This window comes from Enterobacter sp. MGH 38, from assembly GCF_000492855.1.
Taxonomy (GTDB): Bacteria; Pseudomonadota; Gammaproteobacteria; order Enterobacterales; family Enterobacteriaceae; genus Enterobacter; species Enterobacter hormaechei_C.
In genome coordinates this window covers 697,426-722,302 of the sequence record NZ_KI535608.1, presented here as the reverse complement: position 1 = coordinate 722,302, position 24,877 = coordinate 697,426, and the positions used below count along the sequence as shown (strand labels likewise).

General features: G+C 55.4%; 19 protein-coding genes. 3 read left to right on the top strand and 16 right to left on the bottom strand.

The features are described from left to right. Positions 1 to 150 precede the first annotated feature (150 nt). Positions 151 to 1,209 carry a porin OmpF gene (ompF, locus tag L384_RS07985; RefSeq protein WP_023324410.1) on the top strand — a complete coding sequence of 353 codons (1,059 nt, stop codon included), beginning with the start codon at positions 151 to 153 and terminating at the stop codon, positions 1,207 to 1,209. 184 nt (positions 1,210 to 1,393) lie between these two features. Continuing rightward, on the top strand, positions 1,394 to 2,584 hold the full coding sequence (locus L384_RS07990) for an amino acid aminotransferase (RefSeq protein WP_003858198.1): 1,191 nt from the start codon (positions 1,394 to 1,396) through the stop codon (positions 2,582 to 2,584). A 54-nt stretch (positions 2,585 to 2,638) separates the two neighbouring features. On the opposite strand, the gene L384_RS07995 is transcribed toward L384_RS07990, so the two are convergent. From L384_RS07995 to cmoM, 7 genes are all read right to left on the bottom strand, one after another. After that, positions 2,639 to 3,286, bottom strand: coding sequence for an MBL fold metallo-hydrolase (locus tag L384_RS07995; protein WP_003858200.1), 648 nt, complete (start codon positions 3,284 to 3,286; stop codon positions 2,639 to 2,641). 20 nt (positions 3,287 to 3,306) lie between these two features. Then, on the bottom strand, positions 3,307 to 3,858 hold the full coding sequence (locus tag L384_RS08000) for a peptidoglycan L,D-endopeptidase MepK (protein WP_003858202.1): 552 nt from the start codon (positions 3,856 to 3,858) through the stop codon (positions 3,307 to 3,309). Between the two features lie 175 nt (positions 3,859 to 4,033). After that, on the bottom strand, positions 4,034 to 5,857 hold the full coding sequence (ldtD, locus tag L384_RS08005; RefSeq protein ID WP_003858203.1) for a L,D-transpeptidase: 1,824 nt from the start codon (positions 5,855 to 5,857) through the stop codon (positions 4,034 to 4,036). 179 nt (positions 5,858 to 6,036) lie between these two features. Next, a complete protein-coding gene (mukB, locus tag L384_RS08010) occupies positions 6,037 to 10,485 on the bottom strand; it encodes a chromosome partition protein MukB (protein ID WP_003858206.1) in 4,449 nt (1,482 codons plus the stop codon). Beyond that, complete coding sequence (mukE, locus tag L384_RS08015) at positions 10,485 to 11,189, bottom strand: chromosome partition protein MukE (RefSeq protein ID WP_003858208.1); 705 nt, start codon at positions 11,187 to 11,189, stop codon at positions 10,485 to 10,487. The genes mukB and mukE overlap by 1 nt, the downstream gene beginning before the upstream one ends. Then, entirely contained in the window at positions 11,170 to 12,492 is a 1,323-nt protein-coding gene (mukF, locus tag L384_RS08020) for a chromosome partition protein MukF (RefSeq protein ID WP_003858210.1), read from the bottom strand. Before mukF ends, mukE begins: the two co-directional genes overlap by 20 nt. Positions 12,493 to 12,495: 3 nt before the next feature. Next, positions 12,496 to 13,275, bottom strand: coding sequence for a tRNA uridine 5-oxyacetic acid(34) methyltransferase CmoM (gene cmoM / locus L384_RS08025; protein ID WP_003858212.1), 780 nt, complete (start codon positions 13,273 to 13,275; stop codon positions 12,496 to 12,498). 120 nt (positions 13,276 to 13,395) lie between these two features. Here cmoM and elyC point away from each other — a divergent pair, with 120 nt between their 5' ends. Beyond that, positions 13,396 to 14,175 (top strand): envelope biogenesis factor ElyC, encoded by a 780-nt coding sequence (gene elyC, locus L384_RS08030; RefSeq protein ID WP_023324409.1) that lies wholly within the window; start codon positions 13,396 to 13,398, stop codon positions 14,173 to 14,175. On the opposite strand, the gene L384_RS08035 is transcribed toward elyC, so the two are convergent. The 9 genes from L384_RS08035 to rpsA all read right to left on the bottom strand — a co-directional run bounded on the left by L384_RS08035 (position 14,152) and on the right by rpsA (position 24,799). Beyond that, a complete protein-coding gene (locus L384_RS08035) occupies positions 14,152 to 15,045 on the bottom strand; it encodes a YcbJ family phosphotransferase (RefSeq protein WP_003858216.1) in 894 nt (297 codons plus the stop codon). The genes elyC and L384_RS08035 overlap by 24 nt on opposite strands. Positions 15,046 to 15,187: 142 nt before the next feature. Continuing rightward, positions 15,188 to 15,934 carry a 3-deoxy-manno-octulosonate cytidylyltransferase gene (kdsB, locus tag L384_RS08040; protein WP_003858218.1) on the bottom strand — a complete coding sequence of 249 codons (747 nt, stop codon included), beginning with the start codon at positions 15,932 to 15,934 and terminating at the stop codon, positions 15,188 to 15,190. Beyond that, a complete protein-coding gene (gene ycaR / locus L384_RS08045) occupies positions 15,931 to 16,113 on the bottom strand; it encodes a protein YcaR (protein WP_003858220.1) in 183 nt (60 codons plus the stop codon). Before ycaR ends, kdsB begins: the two co-directional genes overlap by 4 nt. Before the next feature lie 45 nt (positions 16,114 to 16,158). Continuing rightward, on the bottom strand, positions 16,159 to 17,388 hold the full coding sequence (locus L384_RS08050) for a winged helix-turn-helix domain-containing protein (RefSeq protein ID WP_003858222.1): 1,230 nt from the start codon (positions 17,386 to 17,388) through the stop codon (positions 16,159 to 16,161). Positions 17,389 to 17,431: 43 nt separating this feature from the next. Beyond that, positions 17,432 to 18,409: a tetraacyldisaccharide 4'-kinase gene (gene lpxK, locus L384_RS08055; protein ID WP_023324408.1), complete on the bottom strand. Its 978-nt coding sequence runs from the start codon at positions 18,407 to 18,409 to the stop codon at positions 17,432 to 17,434. Continuing rightward, positions 18,406 to 20,154, bottom strand: a complete 1,749-nt coding sequence (msbA, locus tag L384_RS08060) for a lipid A ABC transporter ATP-binding protein/permease MsbA (protein ID WP_003858227.1) — start codon at positions 20,152 to 20,154, stop codon at positions 18,406 to 18,408. The genes lpxK and msbA overlap by 4 nt, the downstream gene beginning before the upstream one ends. A gap of 36 nt (positions 20,155 to 20,190) precedes the next feature. Beyond that, entirely contained in the window at positions 20,191 to 22,455 is a 2,265-nt protein-coding gene (locus L384_RS08065) for a ComEC family protein (RefSeq protein WP_023324407.1), read from the bottom strand. 212 nt (positions 22,456 to 22,667) lie between these two features. Continuing rightward, complete coding sequence (ihfB, locus tag L384_RS08070; RefSeq protein WP_003858233.1) at positions 22,668 to 22,955, bottom strand: integration host factor subunit beta; 288 nt, start codon at positions 22,953 to 22,955, stop codon at positions 22,668 to 22,670. A gap of 170 nt (positions 22,956 to 23,125) precedes the next feature. Further along, positions 23,126 to 24,799 (bottom strand): 30S ribosomal protein S1, encoded by a 1,674-nt coding sequence (gene rpsA, locus L384_RS08075; RefSeq protein WP_003858235.1) that lies wholly within the window; start codon positions 24,797 to 24,799, stop codon positions 23,126 to 23,128. Positions 24,800 to 24,877: the final 78 nt, after the last annotated feature.

Here is a 24,877-nt window from a genome sequence, read left to right as displayed (position 1 = left end):
AGTGTAGCGAAACGGTTCTATGAATGGAAAGATGCCTGTCAGACACATAAAGACACCTAACTCTCATCAATAGTTCCGGAAATATTTATTGACAGAATTTATTGACGGCAGTGGCGAGTGTCATAAAAAAACCAATGAGGGTAATAAATAATGATGAAGCGCAATATCCTGGCAGTGGTAGTCCCTGCCCTGCTGGTAGCCGGTGCAGCAAACGCTGCTGAAATCTATAACAAAGACGGCAACAAATTAGATCTTTACGGGAAAGCAGTCGGCCTGCATTACTTCTCCGATAATGACAGCAACGATGGCGACAACACTTACGCGCGTCTGGGCTTCAAAGGTGAAACTCAGATCAACGATCAGCTGACTGGCTACGGTCAGTGGGAATACAACTTCCAGGGTAACAACTCTGAAGGTGGCGATGCACAGAACGGCAACAAAACCCGTCTGGCATTCGCAGGTCTGAAATTTGGTGACGCAGGCTCCTTCGACTACGGTCGTAACTACGGCCTGGTCTATGACGCAATCGGCATCACCGATATGCTGCCTGAGTTCGGCGGCGACACCGGCGCGAGCGATAACTTCTTCGCAGGCCGTACGGGTGGTCTGGCGACTTACCGTAACAGCAACTTCTTCGGCCTGGTTGACGGTCTGAACTTTGGTGTTCAGTACCTGGGCAAAAACGAGCGTACTGATGCAGTACGTTCCAACGGCGACGGCTGGGCAACCTCACTGAGCTATGATTTCGAAGGCTTCGGCATTGTGGGTGCTTATGGTGCAGCTGACCGTACCAACAACCAGCAGACGCTGGAATGGGGTAAAGGTGACAAAGCTGAACAGTGGGCAACCGGTCTGAAATATGACGCGAACAACATCTACCTGGCAGCTATTTATGGCGAAATGCGTAACGCAGCGCGTCTGGGCAGCCGTGGTTTCGCTAACAAGTCTCAGGACTTCTCTGTCGTCGCTCAGTACCAGTTCGACTTCGGTCTGCGTCCATCCATCGCTTACTACAAATCTAAAGCGAAAGACGTAGAAGGTATCGGTGACGAAGACTACATCAACTACATCGACGTTGGTGCGACATACTACTTCAACAAAAACATGTCTACCTATGTTGACTATCAGATCAACCAGCTGAAAGACGACAACAAGCTGGGCATCAACAACGACGATATCGTGGCTCTGGGTCTGGTTTACCAGTTCTAATCAGCACACCTCGTTGTTATATGCTTAATGAACAGGGCTTCGGCCCTGTTTTTTTATTCCTGAGAGAAAATAATAGCGACTTTTGAAAAGCCGCACGCTTTTCGTCGCAAACGGTTGGCATTTTGTAAATCTACCGTTAACCTGATAGCGGATTTCACTTCTGTAATCACAATGGAACTTCGTCATGTTTGAGAACATTACTGCCGCTCCTGCCGACCCAATTCTGGGCCTGGCCGATCTGTTTCGCGCCGACGACCGCCCTGGAAAAATCAACCTGGGTATTGGTGTATATAAAGATGAAACCGGCAAAACTCCGGTACTGACCAGCGTCAAAAAAGCTGAGCAGTATCTGCTGGAAAACGAAACCACCAAAAACTACCTCGGTATTGATGGTATCCCTGAATTTGGTCGCTGCACCCAGGAGCTGCTGTTCGGCAAAGGCAGCACCATTGTGAGCGAAAAACGCGCCCGCACGGCGCAGACCCCAGGCGGTACCGGCGCACTGCGCGTGGCGGCAGATTTCCTGGCGAAAAACACTTCTGTGAAGCGTGTGTGGGTAAGCAATCCAAGCTGGCCGAACCATAAGAGCGTGTTTAATTCTGCGGGTCTGGAAGTGCGTGAATACGCCTACTACGACGCAGCCAGCCACGCGCTGGATTTCGACGGCCTGCTGGCCAGCCTGAGCGAAGCCCAGGCGGGCGATGTGGTGCTGTTCCACGGCTGCTGCCATAACCCAACCGGTATCGATCCTACGCTTGAGCAGTGGGAACAGCTGGCTAAGCTGTCCGTTGAAAAAGGCTGGCTGCCGCTGTTTGACTTCGCTTACCAGGGCTTTGCCCGTGGTCTGGAAGAAGATGCAGAAGGTCTGCGCGCATTCGCCGCCGTGCATCAAGAGTTGATAGTCGCAAGCTCCTATTCCAAGAACTTTGGTCTGTATAACGAGCGTGTCGGCGCCTGTACGCTGGTGGCTGCTGACGAAGCAACCGTCGATCGCGCATTCAGCCAGATGAAGTCCGTGATCCGCGCTAACTACTCCAACCCACCGGCACACGGTGCGTCTGTGGTCGCGACGATCCTGAGCAACGATGCGCTGCGCGCCATCTGGGAGCAAGAGCTGAACGATATGCGTCAGCGCATTCAGCGCATGCGTCTGCTGTTTGTGAACACGCTGGCTGAGAAAGGCGCTGACCGTGACTTCAGCTTCATCATCAAGCAGAACGGCATGTTCTCCTTCAGCGGCCTGACCAAAGAGCAGGTGCTGCGCCTGCGTGAAGAGTTTGGCGTGTATGCCGTTGCATCTGGCCGCGTGAACGTTGCAGGTATGACGCCTGACAACATGGCGCCGCTGTGCGAAGCCATTGTCGCGGTGCTGTAACCTGCATCCCTAAAAAAAAGCCTGCATCGTGCAGGCTTTTTTATTTTACCGGGTTTACCAGACAGGCATTTCATCCTGAAGGAACGGGTTATGCAACCGCTCATCCCCCAGCGTTGACATTGGTCCGTGTCCAGGGATAAACGTCACATCATCACCTAACGGTAATAACTTCTGCTTAATCGACTGAATCAGCTGACCGTGATCGCCGCGTGGGAAATCACTGCGTCCTACGCCCCCTTTGAAAATCACGTCACCGGAAATCAGCAGACGCGACACGTCATCAAAGAAGACAATATGGCCGGGCGTATGTCCGGGGCAATGCAACACCTGTAAAGTTACATTCCCTACGTTAACGCGATCGTCTTCGTTCAGCCAGCGGTCCGGTGTCAGTGGCTGACAGTCTTCCAGGCCAAACATACGGCTTTGAGCAGGTAATCCCTGTAGCCAGAACTCATCTTCTTTTTCCGGGCCGATAATCGGCACACCGTAGTGTTCAGCCAGTTCAGCCGCTGCACCCACATGGTCGAGATGGCCATGGGTGAGTAAAATCTGCATCAGCGTTACACCGCTGGCAGCGACTTCCTGCTTGATTGTCTCAGCGTCGCCACCGGGATCAACAAGCGCGGCCAGTTTAGTTTGTTCACACCAGATCAATGAACAGTTCTGTGAGAACGCGGTAACCGGAATAATACGATAGTTCATACTGCTCCTGTGTTTCGTTATTACCAGTGCCGAACCGGCCCGGTATCAATATGCACAAAGTTGCTACGTGGGTAGTATCCTACACCACCTGCGCGCATAGATAACGCCGCTTTGCGAATATTGGCTAACGAAACGCCCTCAATATGGAAATCCATCGCCTGCCCTTTGGTGTGATAGCTTTTTTTCGCTACCCCACGGCTGTGGGCACGCAGTTCATTGTTGGTATCCAGAGAGCGATAGCCAGAGATGAGCTGCACCGGCCTTTTGGTCCCCAGCAGTCCCTGCAAGCGGTAAAGCTGATCGAATAATCCAGGGTCGATGGCTTTGATTTTATTCGCGCGGAAATCACGGAAAAAATGGTTGAGTCTTGCTAATTCATCCTGAATATAGCCTCTGCCATCGAAAAATTCCGCTTTAAGCGTCTCACCAGTATGCAGATTGTTGAGCGTTAAAATACGCGGACGAGGTGTCGAGAGGGTGGCAAATGCTGGCGTCGGAAGGATGGCTGCTGCGCCCAGCGCAACGCCACCTAACGCCAGCAATTTGCGGCGATTAGCGTCAAATTTGTCCATGATAATCAGGTCTACAGGTAAAAGAAATTGTCAATATGCTTAGCGCACGAAGGGCACCATAACTGGCAAAACCTGTTACGTCAAGGCGCCCAACCCCAGTAAATACGCGGCTTGGAGCCAGATCGCCTCATATTCACCATAACTTACGACAATCATTTTTACCGAACTACTTCATTTACCTGATTAATTGTTCCGCTTTTGGCAAAATTTGTGCGCCGGATCGCGCTGTCAGATCATAATTGTAAATATCTGTACGATACTGGGTACGTCCGTCTGCCCCTACAAACGCCGTCAGATAGTAAAGATTGACCGGAATATTGTGGCGGATATTGACGTAACGCGTATCTCCCTGCTTCAGCGCATCTGATATCCGCGTATCGTTCCAGCCTGCATCCTGCAACAGCATATTTGCCAGCTCAGAGGCCTTGTTCACGCGGACACAGCCCGAGCTGAGCGCGCGTGCGTCTTTCTGGAACAAATTATGGTTCGGGGTATCATGCAGATAGATTGCGTCCGAACTTGGCATATTGAATTTGTAACGTCCCAGCGAGTTATGTGCGCCCGGTGCCTGCTGGAAACGGAACGGCAGGTTCGAAGGCGTAATCGTTGACCAGTCCACCATCCAGGGGTCAATCGCTTCTTTGCTGTTCCAGCCACGCATCACCGTATAGTTATGTCGCTCCAGATAACCCGGGTCATTCCAGACCTTAGGCAGAATATCTTTGCGCGCCAGCGTCGGCGGCACGTTCCACGGCGGGTTAACCACCACGTTATTCAGCGCGCTGCTCATCATTGGCGTTTTACGGTCAGGTCGGCCGACAATCACGCGGGACGCCAGTACTTCACTACCGTCCTGATAGTAGACCAGGGAGTACGCCGGAATGTTGACCATAATGCCGGTGGATAACGTGCCCGGCAGCAAGCGCAAGCGCTGGATATTCAACGCCAGCACTCCAGCCCGCTGGGCCGGAGAGACGTTCAGCCAGTCGCGAGTAGATGGACCAATCACGCCGTCAGCGCCCAGCCCCTGCGCGGCCTGGAACTGCTTCACTGCGGCGACCAGCTCGCGATCGTAAGCGGCGGGCTTATTGCTCAACGCAACGGCGGTTTTCTCTTTTACCGGCGCCGACGGGCTGACGACCGCATTTTGCGTCTCGTCACCGGGCAGTGCAATTTTAGGGCCGCTGTCGAGAATGCCGGAGCGTTTCATAATTTCGCGGATCGCAGGCACATCGCTGCTCCACTGCCCCGGACGCAGCGTTGTGGTGCCGCGTAGCTGAGGCCACGGGCGGGAATCCGCAACCAGCTCAAGAAGCGACTGATGCATCGTGGCATACTGCGGATGGGCAGGCGCAAGGCTTGCGATAAAGCGCGGCAGTTCGCCGTTATCCAGCGACAGCTGCCACTGGTTAATGACGGACAGCGCAGGCGTCGCCAGCTTGTACGGCTTACTGCTGTATAACCAGCGGTTGCCGTTCACCGAAATCCCCGCAACAAATTGTAAGTAGCCCATCATGGCATCAGACAGCACCACGTCACGCGCTTGTCCGGTCACGGCAGGATCGGTCAGGAGTTCAACCCAGGTCGTGAACTGCGGCTGAAAACCTGCAATCGCCACTTCAGCCAGCTGCTGCTGGAAGGCACGTACCGCCTCGCGATTTTCCCACATCGGTTTCATATCGCGCGCAGCGTAAAGCAGCGTGAGCTGGTTAATATAAGCGGGAGTATAGCCCGAGGGCAGCCCGGTCATAAGCTGCTGACGTAATGATCCAGTATCGATGCCTTCCGGCAGTGGTTTAATGCCGGCCATGATGGCCGTCGCCGGAGACTGATCCAGCGGTTGTGACAGCGACGTCGGCTGCGCGCCCATCGTCGCGGAGCTGTCAGTCGGTACAATTTCAGGCTCATCGGCCTGAGCGGTAAACAGTGGAGCAAACATCACTGTCAGGCACAAACTCAGCGCAGACAGCTGACGACCACGATTCTTCTTAAGCAACATCCCTTGCCCCCTGTTTTTCACGACATGCCCAGTATTCTGGAGCTTTCCTTCAGTATAGAAAGGCATACACGCTGCTGCCTTGCCTTATGTAAAGAAGTTTAAAGATAACGCAGCCCTGAACACAAGTTAAGTGAATAAAAAAAGCGGCGCATGAGCGCCGCTATTTGTCGCACCCCAGGTTAAGAGGCGTCAGCCGTGCCCGGTAATGACTCCGGTGGCTGCGGGGCGAAACCACGCAGGCCCACGACGTGCACGTGTTCACTGTTCTGGAACACCTTACGCACCAGCTTATAGGTTGTCCCTTTTTCCGGACTGATGTTTTCCGGCGCCGCGATGATGAGCTGCATATCGAGTCGCTCGCAAAGCTCAAACAGCGTGGCGATGGAGCGGGCGTCGAGACGCGCGGCTTCATCGAGGAACAGCAGACGACATGGAGAGATGTCTTTGCCGCGCAGACGGCGCGCTTCATCTTCCCAGCTCTGCACCACCATCACCAGAATCGACATACCGGTACCGATGGCTTCACCGGTAGAGAGCGCACCGGATTCCGCGCGCAGCCAGCCGTCTGAGCCACGGTTAACCTCAACTTCCATTTCCAGATAGTTGCGGTAGTCCAGCAGCTCCTCGCCGATGGTTTGCGGCGTACGCTGGCCCATGTCAATCTGCGGATTCAGACGCTGATACAGCTTCGCCAGCGCTTCGGAGAAGGTCAGGCGGTTACTGTTGAACAGATCCTGGTGCTGCTCATGCTGTTCAGACAACACGTCCAGCAGCGTGGAGTGCGCCTCACGCACGTTCACGTTCAGCCTCACGCTGTTGACCTGGCCAAACGACACGCTTTGCAGGCCCTGGTTCAGCTGACGGATACGGTTCTGCTCGCGCTGAATGGTTTTACGAATAATATTCGCCACGCTGCGGGAGCTGATTGCCAGCTTTTGCTCGCGGGAGGTCAGCTCTTCCGTCAGACGGCCCAGCTCGATCTCCATCTGTTCGATCGCTTCAACCGGATCGTCGGTACGGATGATGTCCTGACGGATACGCTCGCGCAAGTGCTGATACACCGCCACGAAGAACTGGATTTTGCGCTCAGGACGCTTCGGATCTTCGGACATGCGCAGCACGTCGCGCAGGTGTTCGTTATCCGCCACCGCCAGACGCAGCGCGCCCAGCGCCTTATCCGACATAGAACGCAGTTCATCGGCCGACAGATACGCCAGCTCGCGGCGGTGCAGACGACGCTCCACGTTGTTGTCTTTCACCATGCGCATCACCGCGCACCAGCCCGCCTTCGCGGTCACAACCTGCTCGCGCATCTCGTGATAGTCACGTTCCAGCTTGCGCAGGCGACGCGTCAGGTTGTCCATCTCCGCTTCACAGAAGGTCAGCGCTTTTTCCAGCTGATTACGACGCGCACGGTTGTTGCTGAGCTGAGCATGCAGCTCATCGCGGCGAATACGTGCCCGCTCTTCTGCACCGCTGTCGGCGCGCACGCCAATGTCCTGCAACTCTTTATGCAGGTCGTTTAACAGCTCTTTCTTGGTGTCGAAGGAGCTTTTCAACGACGCCATCACCTGACTGTACTGGCTCAGCTGTGCGGCGTGAGTACGCATCGCTTCGCGCGCGCGCGTACGTTCCGCTTCCGCCTGCTCAAGGCGCTGGCGCAGCTTTTCATTAAGATCGCTGTTCCCGCTCAGCATTTCTGCTGAATCGGAGTAGCCGAAGTGCGCACGACGTTGCACCACTTCCGTCAGGGCAAACGCCTGCTGACGCGCTTCGCGCTGCACCTGCTGTGACCAGGCGTAATCCTCTTTTAACTGTTCAAACTGTTCCGGGTCGCTCTGGAGAACGGAAACCATCGGCTCCAGCTTCGCCAGCTGATTGCCGTGCTGCTGCACAAAGCGCGCGGCTTCCTGCGCCTCGTCCAGTCGTTCCTGAATTTCATCCACGCGGTCGGCGAGCGTATCGTCCGCCAGCAGGTTCAGGCGCGGCAGAATGCGGTTAAGCGCCGCAACGCCCTCTTTCGCCTGCTCGAACTGGACGCGGCTCTGCTGGTTGTCATTTTCATGGCTAGCCAGCGCACGCTCCAGCTCACCGCGGCGGGTGTTGAGCTTGCGAATTTCGGCTTCCGGATCGGGCTCAAAGGCCACGCCCAGATGGCTGCCGATAAAGCGGCTGAACGCCTGATGCAGACGCTGCGTTTTTTGTACATCAAACGAGAGGGTCGCAAAACGTTCAGAAAGCGTTTCGCGCTCGGCATGCAGGCTTTCAATGCGGCTTTCACGCGCGGCGCGGCCAAACAGCGGCAGTTCCGGGAAGCGCGAATAGCGCCACTGGCGATCGGCGATTTTCACCACCACCGCTTTTTCCAGCTCGTCAACGCTGAATACGCTGTCATCAAACGACTGCGGATCTCCTTCGATGAGGTAGAGATCTTCCGGGCAGTCTTCCAGCCCTGCAAGCTGGTCAGAAATCAGCGACAGATCCGGCACCACAATCGCGTTACGGGATGGACCGTACAGCGCGGAGAAGTACGGCGCATCGTCCAGACCAACATCGTCGTAAATTTCAGACAACAGCACGCCGCCGAAACGCTCGGCTAAGGCATTCAGACGCGGATCTTCTGAGCCGCCAGGCTGGCTTAAACGCTCGATTTCTTCATCGACGTCACGCTTGCGCGCGCCCACTTCGTCACGCTCAACAATCGCTTCACGCTCACGCTCCAGCAGCTGTTGCATGTATTCGGTGACGTCCTGGCTGGAGGCAAACTCCTGGCCACACTGTTCGCTGAGCTGGTTCAGGCTGCTTTGTGCAGCCAGCCAGATCGGCGCACGCTGTAAGAGCGTCTTCGAACGGGACTGAAGCTGTTCCAGCTCCTGGCGCAGCGTCATGCGCTGTTCGCTGGCATTCGATACGGTATCGGACAGGGCCGCAATACGCGCTTCCAGTTCCTGATGCAGGGCCTCAAGCTCGTCGAAATCGTAATTTTTACCCTGACGCTTGCAGAATTCCGCCAGCAGACGCTCGGCTTCCTGCTGTTCACGCAGACGCTGTTCCAGCTCGTTCAGGCGCATGCGCAGCGGCTGCACCTGCTCGGCCAGATGGCGCTGATTGACGCCGTCGCGCAGCAGCTCACGGGCAACGTCCCACGCTTCGTTACGCGCCAGCGGACCGTTAATCGCCACCACCAGCTGGTACGCCTGCTCAAACTGGCTATGCGCCGTTTGCGCCACGCTCATTTTCTGATCGAGAGAAAGCAGTTTCTCAGTGGCTTCCTGCTCTTTGGCCTGGAAGGTATCCAGCCATTCGTCAGCGCTTTCCGGGGTCAGGTCCGGCAGATGGCACAGCTCTTTGGCACGCTGCAACGCCTGCAACGCCTGGTTGTACTGAATCGCACGCGTCTGCTGCACGTCCAGCGCCTGCTGGTAGTCAGCGAGCTGGCTTTTCAGCTCATCCACTTCCAGCTCGGCGGCTTCCGCGCGGGCTTCGTTCTCTTCCTGCAATTCGGCAGCTTCGGCCACCACTTCATTTTGCTCTTCAAGACGAATTTGCAGCTCATCAAGATCGGCTTCGTAGCGCTCGATTTTTTCCTGCTGACGCAGCGCGGTCTGCACCAGATTTAGATGATCGCTGGCCGCCTGGTAATCGGCTTCCAGATCCCCTTCAGCACCATTGTGCTCGCCCAGTTCGCGCGCCATTTCGACATGCTTATACTGCTCGGCCACCAGCTGTTTGCGGGAGGTAAACAGCTCGCGGCGATACTCCAGCGCCTGATCGAGATGAATACGGCGCTCGTTGGCGTGGCGCATATAGTCCGCCGCCACGTAGTTGGTGGCTTCGCTGATCAGGTGTTTAAACAGGTCCCGGTCAGACTGCGTAACGCGAATCGCTTCCAGCGTCATGCGGTTTTCACGCAGCGCGGCTTCCATATCCTGGAAGGCCTTACGCACGCCGCTGTTTTCCGGCAACAGGTAGTCGCGCAGGGAGCGGGTAATGGCGCTGGAGATACCGCCGTACAGGGAGGCTTCAATCAGACGGTAGTATTTACTACGATCTGACGCGCTGCGCAGACGACGGGCTACCACGCCGAGATCGAACATCAGAGAGTGGTAGTCGGTAATGGAATTAAACTGCTTAAACTGTACGCCTTCGATGGCTTCCAGCTTGTCTTTCAGCTCCTGGAGCGTCAGGACGCGCGCCTGACGTTCATTCAGGGTTTCCGTCAGCAGCGCGGTTGGCTGTACGGAGGTAGGCAGCCCCTGGATCGCAAACGGTTTGATATCTACTTTACGATCGCGGCCGGCAACCTGTTGCAGACGCACGCCTACAACCACGCGCTGATGGCGGGAGTTGATCACGTCCAGCACTGAATAACAAACGCCCGCTTTCAGCTTACCGTGCAGACCTTTATCACGAGAGCCGCTCGTGGCGCCCGCTTCAGTGGTGTTACGGAAGTGCAGCAGGGTCAGGTCAGGTATCAGCGCCGTCACGAAGGCCGCCATGGTGGTGGATTTACCCGCCCCGTTACCGCCGGAGAGCGTTGTCACCAGTTCATCCAGATCGAAGGTTCGGGCAAAGAAGCCGTTCCAGTTAATCAGCGTCAGTGAGCGAAATTTACCGCGTTCAATCATTACTCTTCCTCCCCGCTATCCGGCTGATTCTCTTCGTGCTCGTCATTGAGCTGCAAATGGTTTTCCACCGGCATCGCTTCACCGTCACGGATCATGCGCAGCTGCGCTTCACGCGCATCATCACCCGCACGCACGTCGGCGCCAAAACGGAAGACCGATTCGGTGATGCGGAACTTGCTGCTGTCGTGACCCATGAACCAGACCATTCCCAGACGGCGCAGACGGTTAAGGGATGAGCGAACTTTTTCCTGTAATTTCTGACGGTCCAGATCGGACCCCGTTGAGCGGTTATTCACCAGCTTGAGCAGCTTGCTTTCATCCGCCAGCGACAGCAGCTCATCGTAAAGCTCCTGCTGGGTGAAGATCCCTTCATTCGCCAGACGTTCCGGGCTGAGATAGAGGTAGCAGAGAATTTTGCCGACCATCATATCCAGTTCGGAAAGCACCGAGCGCGGAATAAGCGTGGTAGAGCGCGGACGCAGGTAGAAAAACCCTTCCGGCGCGCGGATCAGCTCAACGTTATAGCGAGCGTAAAACTCTTCCAGGTACTCCTGAAAGTCCATCAAAAAGGCGTGATTATCCAGCTCGTCAAGGCCAATGTGACGACCGGCACGCAGCTGGCTGTCCAGCGCCGGAAACAACGGATTCGCCAGCGCCTGTGCCAGCTTAACTGGCATCACTTGTTCAATATTTGTCAATGACATGCGCCTGTACCTTGGCTCCGTAATCGTTAATCGGCTGCCACTTCGGCGGCAGTCCGGTGAAATCGGCTTGTGCGATGCCCAGGCGCACCGCCTGGTCTACAACAATGCGGGCAACATCGAAGTGGCGCGCGCGCGGATACTGCGCCAGATAGTCGCGTACCACGAGGCCAAGATCCAGCGGTGCTTGTCTGGTTTTGTAGACAGCGAGCTGTTCTTCGATCATCGCCGCAAGCTGCTCGCGAATTTCGTTAAATTCTTCGTATTCCAGATCCGGCGGCAGTTCACCGGTGACCTCTTCATCGCGCAGCGCCATCTCTTCGTCGCGCATATCCAGCAGACGATCGGCGTTGGCGTGGGTCAGCGCCCACGGCGCATCGAAATAGGTCTGTACCGACTGGCGCAGACGTTGAGCAAAGACGCGATTCTTATCCATATCGATGGCGGTACGGATAAATTTATGCACGTGGCGGTCGTAACCGATCCACAGGTCGATTGACTGCTGGCCCCAGCTGATAATGCGGTCAAGCTTGCTCTGCAAATCAAACACCAGACGGTCGATAAAATGCAGATCGTCGTGCGCCATTGTCGCGTCCTGGATGCGCAGCAGATTGGCCTGTAGCTTATCCCCCGCCGCCTCCAGCGTATCCTGCAACTCACGCAGCGTACCGGACGTTTCTGACAGCAAGAGTTCACAGCTGGAGATAGCCGCACGCCAGTCTTTATTAAGCAGTTGAGCGATATCGTCTTTCACCTGCTGCTGCTGTTCGTCCATCAGACGTTGAGTCAGATCGATACTGTCGAAAATCTCGGCGACCGAGTATTTCAGCGGCGCGTAAACGTTGCGATGCCAGTGGAATTCGTCACCGTTTTCATCAGCCGCGTCGGCGGCACGCTTCAGCTCACCTGCAACAATAGAGAGCTGCATGGAGAGACGCAGCGTGGAAAATTCGCGCTGGCGGATGTAATAGTCGGTAATGCCAATGCCCAGTGGCGTAAGACGATAGATGGCGTTTCCTTCCGCCTGCTCGCTGGTAAAGCGGTTCAGCAGACGTTGACGCACCATATCATTGATTGCGTTGTTGGCACGCACGCTAATGGTTTCGCTGGTTTGCTCAAACGCATCACTGACGTGGCGGAACGCATCCACCAGTTCGCCTTCACTCATTTCGCCATCCAGGCGTTCGCCGTTTAGCGTCGCAACCGCCAGCAGGAATGAGAGTCTGTCTACCGGCAGCGAGATGGAGAAATCGTTTTTCCTGGCCCAGGCAACCAGTTCGGGGACTGTCTGGGAAAATTCACTCATAGATTATCCTTGCATCTGCGGCTTGCGCGCGGTGACGTGTATATAGCGGCCAAGGCTCAGATAAGGCTCCTGGCGGCAGTACCGCGTCTCTATTTCTGTTAAGGCGTCTAAACAGTCATCCTGTTTTTGTTTATCACGCAGATAATCATGAAACACCCTCACGCCGGTTTTGCCGGTAATTTCCCAACCGATCTCCTCCAGCCAGCCATAGACCTGCTGCGGTTCACGGGGGAAATCCGGTGAAAGCGTGCGTCGTTTCTTTTTATACATGCCCTGCTGTACGTAGCCAAAATTGCCGACCAGCACGTTTCGCATTAGCAGGCCGTTGGCATTGTAAAACATCAGCGATAACGCACCGCCCGGGCGCAACATCGACCACAGCGTTTTTAACATCGCCTGGGGTTCGGCGATCCATTCGAGCACAGCATGAAACAATATCAGATCAACCTGCGTTTCCAAATGCTGCGGAATGTCCTGAGCGGCGCAATGTATAAAATGCATGTTGTCGCTCACACCTTTCTCTTCTGCCGCTCGCCCGGCGCGCGCAACCATCTCGGCAGAAAGATCGCAAAGCGTGACGTGATGTCCCCGCTGCGCCATCAGAATTGCAGTCTGACCTTCCCCACCGCCGGCATCCAGCACGCGCAACGGTCGGTCACCGAATTCAGCCAGCAGCTTGTCCAGATCCTGCCAGAGGATCGTCTGACGAAGCTGACCTTTGGTGGTGCCATAAATGTTGCGCGAAAACTTTTCCGCGATGTCATCAAAATTGCGATCCCGCATTGGGAGGGTTCCACTCACTGCAAAACCGCTATTTTGTCACACCCGCGCGGAGAATGAACCACTCTGGTGTAATATCACCGACAATCGCCTGCTGTATGGTTAAAAAAGGAACCAAAAAGGATGCTTTTTACCCTAAAAAAATATATCGGAGGCATGATGCTTCCCCTTCCCCTGCTGTTGCTTCTCATCGCGCTGGGGCTGGCAATGATATGGTTTAGCCGCTTTCAGAAAAGCGGTAAATCCCTTGTTACCGTGGGCTGGCTGGCGCTGCTGTTACTCAGCCTGCAACCGGTCGCTGACGGTTTATTACGTCCGATTGAAAACACCTACCCGACGTGGCAGGGAAATCAGAAGGTGAGCTATATCGTGGTGCTGGGCGGCGGGTATACCTGGGATCCGAACTGGGCGCCCAGCTCGAACCTGATCAACAACAGCCTGCCGCGCCTGAACGAGGGGATCCGCCTGTGGCTGGCCAATCCGGGATCGAAGATGATCTTCACGGGCGCTGCGGCAAAAACCAACCCGGTCAGTACCGCTGAAGCAGGAGCAAGAGTGGCTGAATCACTTGGCGTACCGCGTTCCGCCATCATCACGCTGGATAGCCCAAAAGATACCGAAGAAGAGGCGGCGGCGGTGAAACAGGCCATCGGTGATGTACCGTTCCTGCTGGTGACCTCTGCTTCACACCTGCCGCGCGCAATGATTTTCTTTGAGAAGCAGGGCCTTCATCCGCTTCCTGCTCCGGCAAACCAGCTGGCTATTGACGCCCCGCTCAATTCGTGGGAACGGATAATCCCGTCCCCGGTATGGCTGATGCACAGCGACCGCGTCGGCTACGAGACGCTTGGCCGCTTGTGGCAGTGGCTTAAGGGTTCGTCAGGCAAGCCAGGGCAGGAGTGATTTTGCGGCCAGATCGAAACTGGCGCGATTAAAGCGCCCGGTGTTGACCAGCTGCGCCACCTCATCCCAGAGAAGATAGAGCCAGCGTCGCCAGAGAAAGGCCTCCGCAACGGGGGCGCGCTGAAGATAGTGCCAGAGCAAATCTTCCGCCGCCCCGCCCTCGCTCAGCCTGAACAGTTCGTACTCGCGCGGCGCCCAGAGCATGATCCCCGGCCCGACCATCGCCAGCAGTTGGTCGCTGCGCGAGTCTTTAAGCATACTGCGTAGCGTGAAGTTGCCGTGAACCAGCACGCAGTTGTCGTTAAAACCCTCAAACAGCGTCGGCAGACATTCCCGGGTGCGGAACAGAATACGTTTGTCCTGCATCGTTAAGCCGGTGTTGTTGAACTGGTTCAGCGTGCCCCACAGCACTTCGACACGCTGGCGATACCACAGCGGCCACAGGTTTTCCTGGGTGCTGTCTACCGCGCCAACAAGACCCCGGCTGTCCTGCCGATGCCAGGCAAGCAGAGCCTCGACAATCTGATCTTTCAGCTGTTCCCAGCGCTCCGGTGTACGCGTCGGGGCTTCAACAGAAACCCCGCGTAAACGCTCGATAAGCAGAACATCCGGGCCGGGATGCTCCTCATGGGTCATCACGCCGTAGACCGTCGGCATACGGACAGTCCCTTCCCGCGCCAGCATCGACATTTTCCAGGCCAGCTGTCTGGCGACGCCCGGCGAGGTAAAACTTCTGGCCATCAGCGGCATGGGGTTTCCCTGACTGTCATACAACGACCAGAGTGCGGTATCGGCCTTTTCATTCACGCATTCCACCCGGCTTAGCTTTTCGCCAAGGAGATGGCTGAGTTCAGCACGCAGCTGTTCCATATGAGATTACCCCCATTAAGACTACTGCTTTTATAATGAGCGCGCGAAACCCGGATGTCACCCGGTAGAGATCAATAATGAAAAAGAAAAGGAAAATCGCCTGGCGGGAGAGCATCCCCCCAGACGAGGGGATGCCAGCGAATTAACGCATTTCGACGCGTACGCGCTCGAGATCTTCAGGGGTATCCACGCCGGTGCCTGGGATTTCCTGGGCAACCGCAACGTGAATTTTCTCGCCGTACCACAGCACGCGAAGCTGTTCGAGCATTTCAATATGCTCCAGCGGGCTTGGTGCCCAGGCGACGTAGCGACGAATAAAGCCGGCGCGGTAGCCGTAAATACCGATGTGGCGCAGGAAGGTTTCGCCGATTGTCTCTTTCGATTGCGCGAAACGATCGCGATCCCACGGAATGGTGGCGCGGGAGAAATAGAGCGCGTAGCCCTCTGCGTCCATGACCACTTTCACCGCATTCGGATTGAACGCCTCTTCAGCGTGGTGAATCGGCACCGCGAGGGTTGCCATCCCGACCTGACGCCGAGCCAGGTTGTCGGCCACCTGACGGATAATCGCCGCCGGGATCATCGGCTCATCGCCCTGCACGTTCACAATCACCGTCTCGTCGCTGAAACCGCATTTTTCGACGACTTCCGCCAGGCGCTCGGTGCCTGACTGATGATCGGCACGGGTCATGCACACTTCCCCACCCGCGGCCTCAACCGCTCGCGCGACATCCGGGTGATCGGTGGCGACGATGACACGTCCGGCGCCCGATTCGCGTGCCCGTTCAAGGACATGCACAATCATCGGTTTGCCATTGATATCCACCAGCGGTTTACCTGGCAGGCGCGTTGAAGCATAACGCGCAGGGATAATGACAACAAAACTCATGGTTTGATCTCTTCTGCCACCAGTGAACGGGCTTCATTTTCCAGCAGGACCGGAATACCGTCACGCAGCGGGAACGCCAGGCTGTCCAGTTTGCAAATCAGCTCTTGTTTATCCTGGCTGTAATACAGTTTGCCGTTGCACACCGGGCAGGCAATAATTTCTAGTAAACGGTGATCCATAGTTCCTCCGTATGGGTAATCCCTAAAGCTTATCACATTCCCTTTTCAGGGAGTGTCTGTTTCCCAGCCATCTCGACAGGTCGCAAACAGCTCCACAGGCACGCGACCGAGTACAATTTCATGCGCCCCCTGCCAGCGCGCAAATTCACTGAGCGCAGTCGTTAACCCTTTTTCCAGGCCAGCCGTCACCTTTATGCCCTCTTCCAGCCAGAGCGCGATAATTTCAAGCATGCCGGTTTTACGGTGCATTTTAGCGTCCATGCGCCCGACAAGCTGTCCTTTGTGCAGCAGCGGCAAAACAAAATAACCATACTGACGCCTGGGCGCCGGGGTGTAGCATTCCAGACGGTAGCTGAAATCAAACAGCTGTTCGGCCCGCTTTCTGTCCCAGACAACGGGGTCGAACGGCGACAGCACGGCACTGTGGGTCGCCTGGAGTTTGCCCTCCTGCGCCTGCGCCAGCAGAGGGAACAAATCCGCATGCAGCCACATTTCACCTAACGACTCTACCGAGACCGGCATGACGCGCTGTTCGCGCTGCCACGTTTCGAGCAGTGGTTTTAGCTGCGGCTGACGCAGACGATAATAATCCGCCAGCCACTGCGGGAGGAAGATGCCAAGGCTGCGGGCGCTGTTCCCGAGCATGATGGCTTCGGCTACCTCCTGAGACAGCAGGTCACGCGTATCGTCCCAGTGAGGCATAACGCGGTGCGTGAGGTCATAGACGCGCTGAAAGTTGCGGCGCTCGACCACCATCACTTTGCCCGACGTAAACAGCCCTTCAAGATGGCGTTTGTGCGGTTTCCACTCCCACCATCCGCTGGCGCCTTTTCGCGGGTGTTCAAAATCCGCGGAGCGTACCGGACCGTTTTTCTGAATATGGGCAATCAGTTGTTCTATTTCATCCGCGTGTTCCACCATCCACTCCTGGCGGTATTTCCAGCCCATTTTGTCCGGGGCGAGCATGCGGTGACGCACCAGTGCAAAATCGCTGCGCGGGAGAAAACAGGCTTCATGCGCCCAGTATTCCATCAGTTCGCCCTGACTCAGCGCATTATCCAGCCACTGCGGAGGATAGTTTCCCAGGCGGCTAAACAGGACCAGATACGGGCTACGCGCCACGATGTTAATGGTGTCGATTTGCAGCAACGACATGCGTTGCACGGTAGAGAGGATATCAGCTGGCTGCGCGCGGCGGCGGGGCTTTTTCAGAAGCCCCTGGGCGGCAAGATGCAGGTTTCGTGCGGCTGCAAGTGAGAGTTGCGGTAGAGACATGCGTTTTCCTGTCAGTCAAAGCGCCACCGGAACCGCGTAGAAGTTACTGCACTAACGCGAGCAGTTCCTTGAGCAAATGTTCCGGCTGTTCGCCGCTGAGTTCAGCGTCAACCGGCAGATACCACCAGTTTTCTTTCGCAAAGGCCCGGCATTTTACCGCGTCTTTTTCCGTCATGATCAGCGTCTGGCCCGGCGCTGCCAGCCTTTCAACCTCTTCGGCAACTAACGCCTGGTGATCGGCCAGCGGCACCCGTTTTTCCAGCCGCGCGCCGCACTGCTCCAGCGTTGCGAAGAAACGCGGCGGATGACCTATACCGGCCATCGCAACCAGATGTTCCAGTTGCGCGACATCTTTACGCTCGCCGGTCAGCATATTTACGGCCTGTCCGGGACGAAGAAGCATCGGGATTTCGCCCGCTCTGGCTTCACCACCGTTCACAATCACGGCATCGACGGTTTTCAGGCGCGACGCACGCTCGCGCATTGGACCGGCTGGAAGCCACCAGCCGTTGCCAAAACGCCGAACGCCGTCAATGACCACGATCTCTTTATCACGCGCCAGCGCGTAATGCTGCAAACCATCATCGGTAATGATGATTTGTACATCATGCTCCGCAAGCAGTGCCTTCACGGCATCACTGCGCACCGGCGATACCGCAACCAGCGCGCCTGTACGCTGGTAAATCAGTACCGGCTCATCACCGGCTTCAGCGGTTGTCGTAGCTGGGCTCAGCACCAGTGGATACTGCGCCGCTTTACCACCGTAACCGCGTGAGACAACTCCCGGGCGGATACCGCGCCTCTGGAGCTGCTCTACCAGCCAGATCACCACCGGGGTTTTGCCGTTTCCACCCGCCGTCAGGTTGCCGACCACCACTACCGGTACCGGTGCGCGCCAGGCGCGCTTGATCCCAAGGCGGTAAAGCAGACGAATAGCACCGCTCACCAGGCCATACAGCCAGGAGAGCGGGAGAAGCAGCACCCACAGAGGGGATTCACCCGACCAGATGCGTGCAATCATTGACCGAACTGCATTTTATGAAGCTGCGCGTAAACACCACGCTGTTCCAGCAGGTCCGCATGGCTGCCGCGTTCAACGATCACGCCATCTTCCACCACCACGATTTCGTCAGCCTGTTCGATGGTCGACAGACGGTGCGCGATAACCAGCGAGGTACGGTTTTTCTGTAATTCATCCAGAGCAGACTGGATAGCGCGTTCAGATTCCGTATCCAGTGCGGACGTTGCTTCATCGAGGATCAGAATCGGACTGTTGCGCAGCAGCGCACGGGCAATCGCGATACGCTGACGCTGACCACCGGAGAGCAGCACCCCGTTTTCGCCAATGATCGTATCCAGACCGTTATCCATTTTGTTAATGAAGTCCATCGCATAGGCCATACGCGCCGCATTCTCGATCTCTTCACGGCTGTACTCTTCGGTACGGGCATACGCAATGTTGTTCGCCACCGTATCGTTGAACAGATGCACGTTCTGCGAGACCAGCGCGACCTGGTTACGCAGCGACTGGAGGGTATATTCCCGCAGGTCGTGACCATCAAGCAGGATCTCGCCCTGGTCGATATCGTAGAAACGGGTAATCAGGCTGGCAATGGTCGACTTGCCCGAACCGGAACGACCGACCAGCGCGACGGTTTTACCCGCCGGGATGGACAGGCTGATATCACGCAGCGCCGGCACTTCACGGCCTGGATAGGTAAAGGTCACGTTACGGAATTCCAGGTCGCCTTTAGCGCGCTCGATCACGCGTGTACCTTCATCTTTTTCCTGTTCGGAATCGAGGATGCTGAACAGCGTCTGACAGGCTGCCATCCCGCGCTGGAACTGGGCGTTGACGTTAGTCAGCGATTTCAGCGGACGCATCAGCGCAATCATGGATGAGAACACCACGGTAATGGTACCCGCAGTCAGGGTTTCCATTACGCTCGGGAAGCTTGCGGCATACAGGACGAAGGCCAGGGCCAGAGAGGCAATCAGCTGAATGATCGGATCGGAAATCGACGAGGCCGATACCATTTTCATCCCTTGCAGACGCATTCTGTTGCTGACCTTGTCAAAGCGTTTGGTTTCGACTTCCTGACCGCCGAAGATCAACACTTCCTTATGGCCTTTCAGCATCTGCTCGGCGCTGGTAGTCACCTGCCCCATCGTATTCTGCATATTTTTACTGATGTTGCGAAAACGCTTTGATACCACGCGGATCGCGATGGAGACAATCGGCGCCAGCACAATAAGGATCAGCGACAGTTGCCAGCTGTAATAGAACATCATCGCGAACAGGCCGATGATGGATGCGCCTTCACGCACAACGGTAATCAGTGCGCTGGAAGAGGACGACGCAACCTGCTCTGAATCGTAGGTAATACGCGACAGCAGGGTACCGGTTGACTGCTTGTCAAAGAATGAGACCGGCATCCCCATCATATGGCTGAATAACCGACGGCGCATGGTCATCACCACTTTACCGGATACCCAGGAGATGCAGTAGCTGGATACATAGCTGGAGATTCCGCGTAAGATCATCAGCCCAATAACCACCAGCGGCATCCATAGCAGCACTGAACGATCCGTTTTACCGAAACCGTCATCCAGTAACGGTTTGAGAAGCGATAACATAAACGTATCGCTGGCTGCGTTGAGGATTAACGCTACGCCCGCCACGATCAAGCCTGCTTTGAAAGGAGCAATCATCGGCCAGAGCCGGCGGAACGTTTGCCACGTGGAGAGATCTTTGTCGTTATGCATTCAAAAAACCAGCATTTGTTGAAATAGCCGCATATTCTACCCGTTATCTACGGGCGCGCCAAACCACTGATGATACCAACGCGGTAAATAGTGTTCACGTAAGCGGCGAATTTGCCGACTTTGGTGCGAAAACGTCACAGATATCTGTCCGGACTGCGGAGTATCAAGCCAGAGATATCCCTCAGTTCGATAGCGCCTGACTACTTTGATGGAAGGGAAACGCCACGCGTTATAGCGGGCCATCGAGGCCAGCGAAACCTGTCCCTCCACGCGCTGTAGCAGCGGTGTTGAAGATGACGTGTTACTTCCATGATGCGGCACCTGAATCAGTGTAGACGCTAGTTGACGCCAGCGGTGGCTCAGCATTGCCAGTTCTGCCTGCCCTTCAATATCTCCGGTCAGTAAAACGCTTTGTTCGCCGTCATCGATTTTTACCACGCAGGAGCGGTTGTTACCTTTTGCCGAGGTATTTTCGGGTGGCCAGTGCACGGAGAACGTTAAACCCTGCCACTGCCATCGCTCTCCACGAAAGCAAGGAAGATGCCCGGCCCAGGATAAGGGACTTCTGATCCACATTGCGGGCCAGGCAGCTTTTAGCGATGCCAGTCCCCCCGCGTGGTCGAGATGTTCATGGCTCAGGATCACCCCTTCCGGCCTCAGATGATGCCAGCGTAGCCAGGGGATAATCAGCTGCTGCCCGCTGTCCCCACCGGGCCATGCCAACCCAGTGTCATACAGAATGGCCTTCCCGTGACGCTCAATGACCATCGCCAGCCCCTGCCCTACATCCAGCATATGCAGGGACCAGCTGTCTGTTTTGGCCCTGTGCCAGAGGGGAAATGCCAGCACCACGCTGCCTGCCAGACAGACTGCGGGTACTGCGCTGAAGGCCCTGAATCGCCAGCCAATGATCAGCAGCCATGGCAGTAACGTCAGGTATTGCCAGCGTTCATCAACGTCCTGCCAGCCATTCGGTAAACGCATCAATAGCCAGAAAAGCCCTGCCAGAGATTTATCGGCAGCCAGCCAGACGATACTTTCCAGCGTCGCCACCGGAAACAGATGCAGAAACATGCCGAGCAGGATCAGCGGAACTGAGATAAACGTGACCAGAGGAACGGCAAACAGATTCGCCGCCAGCGAGGAGAGACTGAAACCATGGAAAATCAGCACCTGAAGCGGCAACAGAAGCAGCAGCATACCGACCTGCAAATACAACAGCGTAACCAGCGGCCGCAGGCACCGGCCACGTTGCCAGAGCGGGAGAGGCAACCACTGATACCAAAAAATAAGCGCGGCGACCGCAAACGCTGATAGCGCCAGGCTTTGTGACAGGACCGCCAGTGGATCGAAAACCAAGATCGCCGCCACGCAGGTAAGCCATACCTGCCAGGGCGACCACTGGCGACCACTCATTTTTAATGCCGCCAGTACCACAAGCGCGATAGCCGTGCGCAGCGCAGGCGGCTGTAAGCCTGTTAGCCATGCGTAAAACGCGGCAAAAATCAGCCCTGCCAGCAAGGGGATTTGCCAGATAATCCAGCGGCCCGGCAGGAAGAACTGGATGCCTCGCGCCAGAAACCAGATGACAGAAGCGGCCAGCGCAATATGCAATCCCGAGATTGCCATCAGATGCATCGTTCCGGTCTCACGCATCAGGTTTTTTATCTCCCGCGAGACCGACAGCCGCTCCCCCATTCCCAGCCCCAGTATCACGGGTCCCCACTGATATGCTGAAAGCGTACTCTGTAGTGATGTCAGGTACTGCGCACGCAGGCTACAGCCTTCGTCAACGAGCGCCGCATGGGTAAACCGTCCACTCAGCGTCTGATGTCGGGCAAAGGCATTTTTCTGTGAATCATAGCCGCCATCGTTGAGTTCTCCGTGTACCGCCCTGAGCCGCAGGGTCATTGCCCAGCGTTGACCCACGCAGACGTTTTGCGGCAGATAGTTGCCATACAACGCCACGCCCATGGCAGCCCACACACGTTCTCCATTGAGGCTGACAATCCTTCCCTGATGCATCGTTGCGCCGTCCGTTGCGGTAATGACCACCTCGGCCTGCTGCGGAACTTTCGTTAAATGGTTCATCGGCCACACGCTTTCCTGAGCGGCCAGGATCCCCCAGCACATAAAAAGCAATGCGAGGCCTGAAAACCTGAGCCATTTTCTCTGCTGTACTGATAACGCAATTCCTGCGGCAATCAGCAACCAGACAATATGCAAATCTGGCAAAACGGGTAACCAATAGAGCGGGATTATGGCCAGAATGGCGCACATACTGATAACGTGGATCCCCATCTTCACCTCCATGTTTCAGGCGATTATGCGGCGGGACTGATGCGTCGTCAGACAGAAAAGGCGTGATTTACAGCGGACGCTGCAACGTTTTTTAGCGTTTACAGTAAAGAGAAAATTTAAATGCGGCGCGTATTCAGAAATGCAGGGGCGGGATACAAAAAAAGCACCCTAAGGTGCTTTCTTTAAACTCAGTTTAACCCTGATGATTAAACTCAGTTACCGTAAATATTGGCGCGATCGCGCAGTTCTTTACCCGGCTTAAAGTGCGGAACATACTTTCCTTCCAGCTCCACTTTATCGCCAGTCTTCGGGTTACGCCCGGTACGTGGTGCACGATAGTGCAGGGAAAAACTACCGAAACCGCGGATTTCAATGCGCTCGCCCTGGGCAAGAGTGGTAGCCATATGCTCCAGCATCTCTTTAACGGCATCTTCCACAGCCTTGGCAGGGATATGCGGTTGCTGACTGGCAAGTCTTTCAATCAATTCTGACTTGGTCATGATTCCTCCGGTTCCTTTCAAACCCATTAGCTGAACAGCTTATTAAACAAGGGCGGCCGTAGCCGCCCTTTGTTATTGATTACAGGACGAATCCTGCAATCTGTCAAGTCTGCTCTCCATCCTTCGCGCTGTAAATGCGTTACAGCTCAAATGATGGTGCGAACCTGAACTTACTCGCCTTTAGCTGCTTTGAAAGCTTCAGCCATTGCGTTGTTAGAGAAGTTTGCATCTTCCTGTTTGTTCACAGTTGCGATTGCATCTTTCTCATCAGCTTCGTCTTTAGCACGAACAGACAGGCTGATTGCACGGTTCTTACGGTCAACACCGGTGAACTTAGCTTCAACGTCGTCACCAACGCTCAGAACCAGAGTTGCATCTTCAACGCGGTCACGTGAAGCTTCGGAAGCGCGCAGGTAACCTTCAACGCCGTCAGCCAGTTCTACGGTTGCGCCTTTAGCGTCAACAGCAGTCACTTTACCGTTTACGATTGCGCCTTTCTTGTTCAGTGCAACCCAGTTGTTGAACGGATCTTCTGCAAGCTGTTTAACGCCCAGGGAGATACGCTCACGCTCTGCGTCAACTTGCAGAACAACTGCTGCGATTTCGTCGCCTTTTTTGTATTCACGAACTGCTTCTTCGCCTGCAACGTTCCAGGAGATGTCAGACAGGTGAACCAGGCCATCGATGCCGCCGTCCAGGCCGATGAAGATACCGAAGTCAGTGATAGACTTGATTTTACCTTCAACACGGTCACCCTTGTTGTGGGTTTCCGCGAACTGCTGCCATGGGTTGTTTTTGCACTGCTTCAGGCCCAGGGAGATACGACGACGTTCTTCGTCGATATCCAGAACCATCACTTCCACTACATCACCAACGTTAACAACTTTGGATGGGTGGATGTTTTTGTTGGTCCAGTCCATTTCGGAAACGTGCACCAGACCTTCAACGCCTTCTTCGATTTCAACGAAGCAGCCGTAGTCAGTCAGGTTGGTTACGCGACCAGTCAGTTTAGTACCTTCTGGGTAACGCTTAGCGATAGCTACCCATGGATCTTCGCCCAGCTGTTTCAGGCCGAGGGATACACGAGTACGCTCGCGGTCGAACTTCAGCACTTTAACAGTGATTTCGTCGCCCACGTTCACGATTTCGCTTGGGTGCTTAACGCGTTTCCACGCCATGTCGGTGATGTGCAGCAGGCCATCAACGCCGCCCAGGTCAACGAATGCGCCGTAGTCAGTGAGGTTCTTAACGATACCTTTGACTTCCATGCCTTCCTGCAGGTTTTCCAGCAGCTGATCGCGTTCTGCGCTGTTTTCGGATTCGATAACGGCACGACGGGAAACAACAACGTTGTTACGCTTCTGGTCCAGCTTGATTACTTTGAACTCAAGCTCTTTGCCTTCGAGGTGCAGGGTGTCACGGACTGGACGAACGTCTACCAGAGAACCTGGCAGGAACGCACGAATACCATTCAGCTCAACAGTGAAGCCACCTTTAACTTTGCCGTTGATAACACCGACCACAGTTTCAGCTTCTTCGTAAGCTTTTTCCAGCGTGATCCATGCTTCGTGACGTTTAGCTTTCTCACGAGACAGCAGGGTTTCGCCGAAGCCGTCTTCTACTGCGTCCAGAGCAACGTCAACTTCGTCACCTACCTGGATTTCCAGCTCGCCCTGGGCGTTTTTGAACTGCTCAGCCGGGATGGCAGACTCAGATTTCAGACCGGCGTCAACCAGTACAACGTCTTTGTCGATAGCAACAACAACGCCACGAACGATGGAACCCGGACGGGTTTCGATTTCTTTTAAGGATTCTTCAAACAGTTGAGCAAAAGATTCAGTCATGTTTAATCTTCAGGTTAATATTAACGTCCACCTGGCTCCGTGCCGGATGGGGTTGTTTCACATACCCGCCGTCAATCC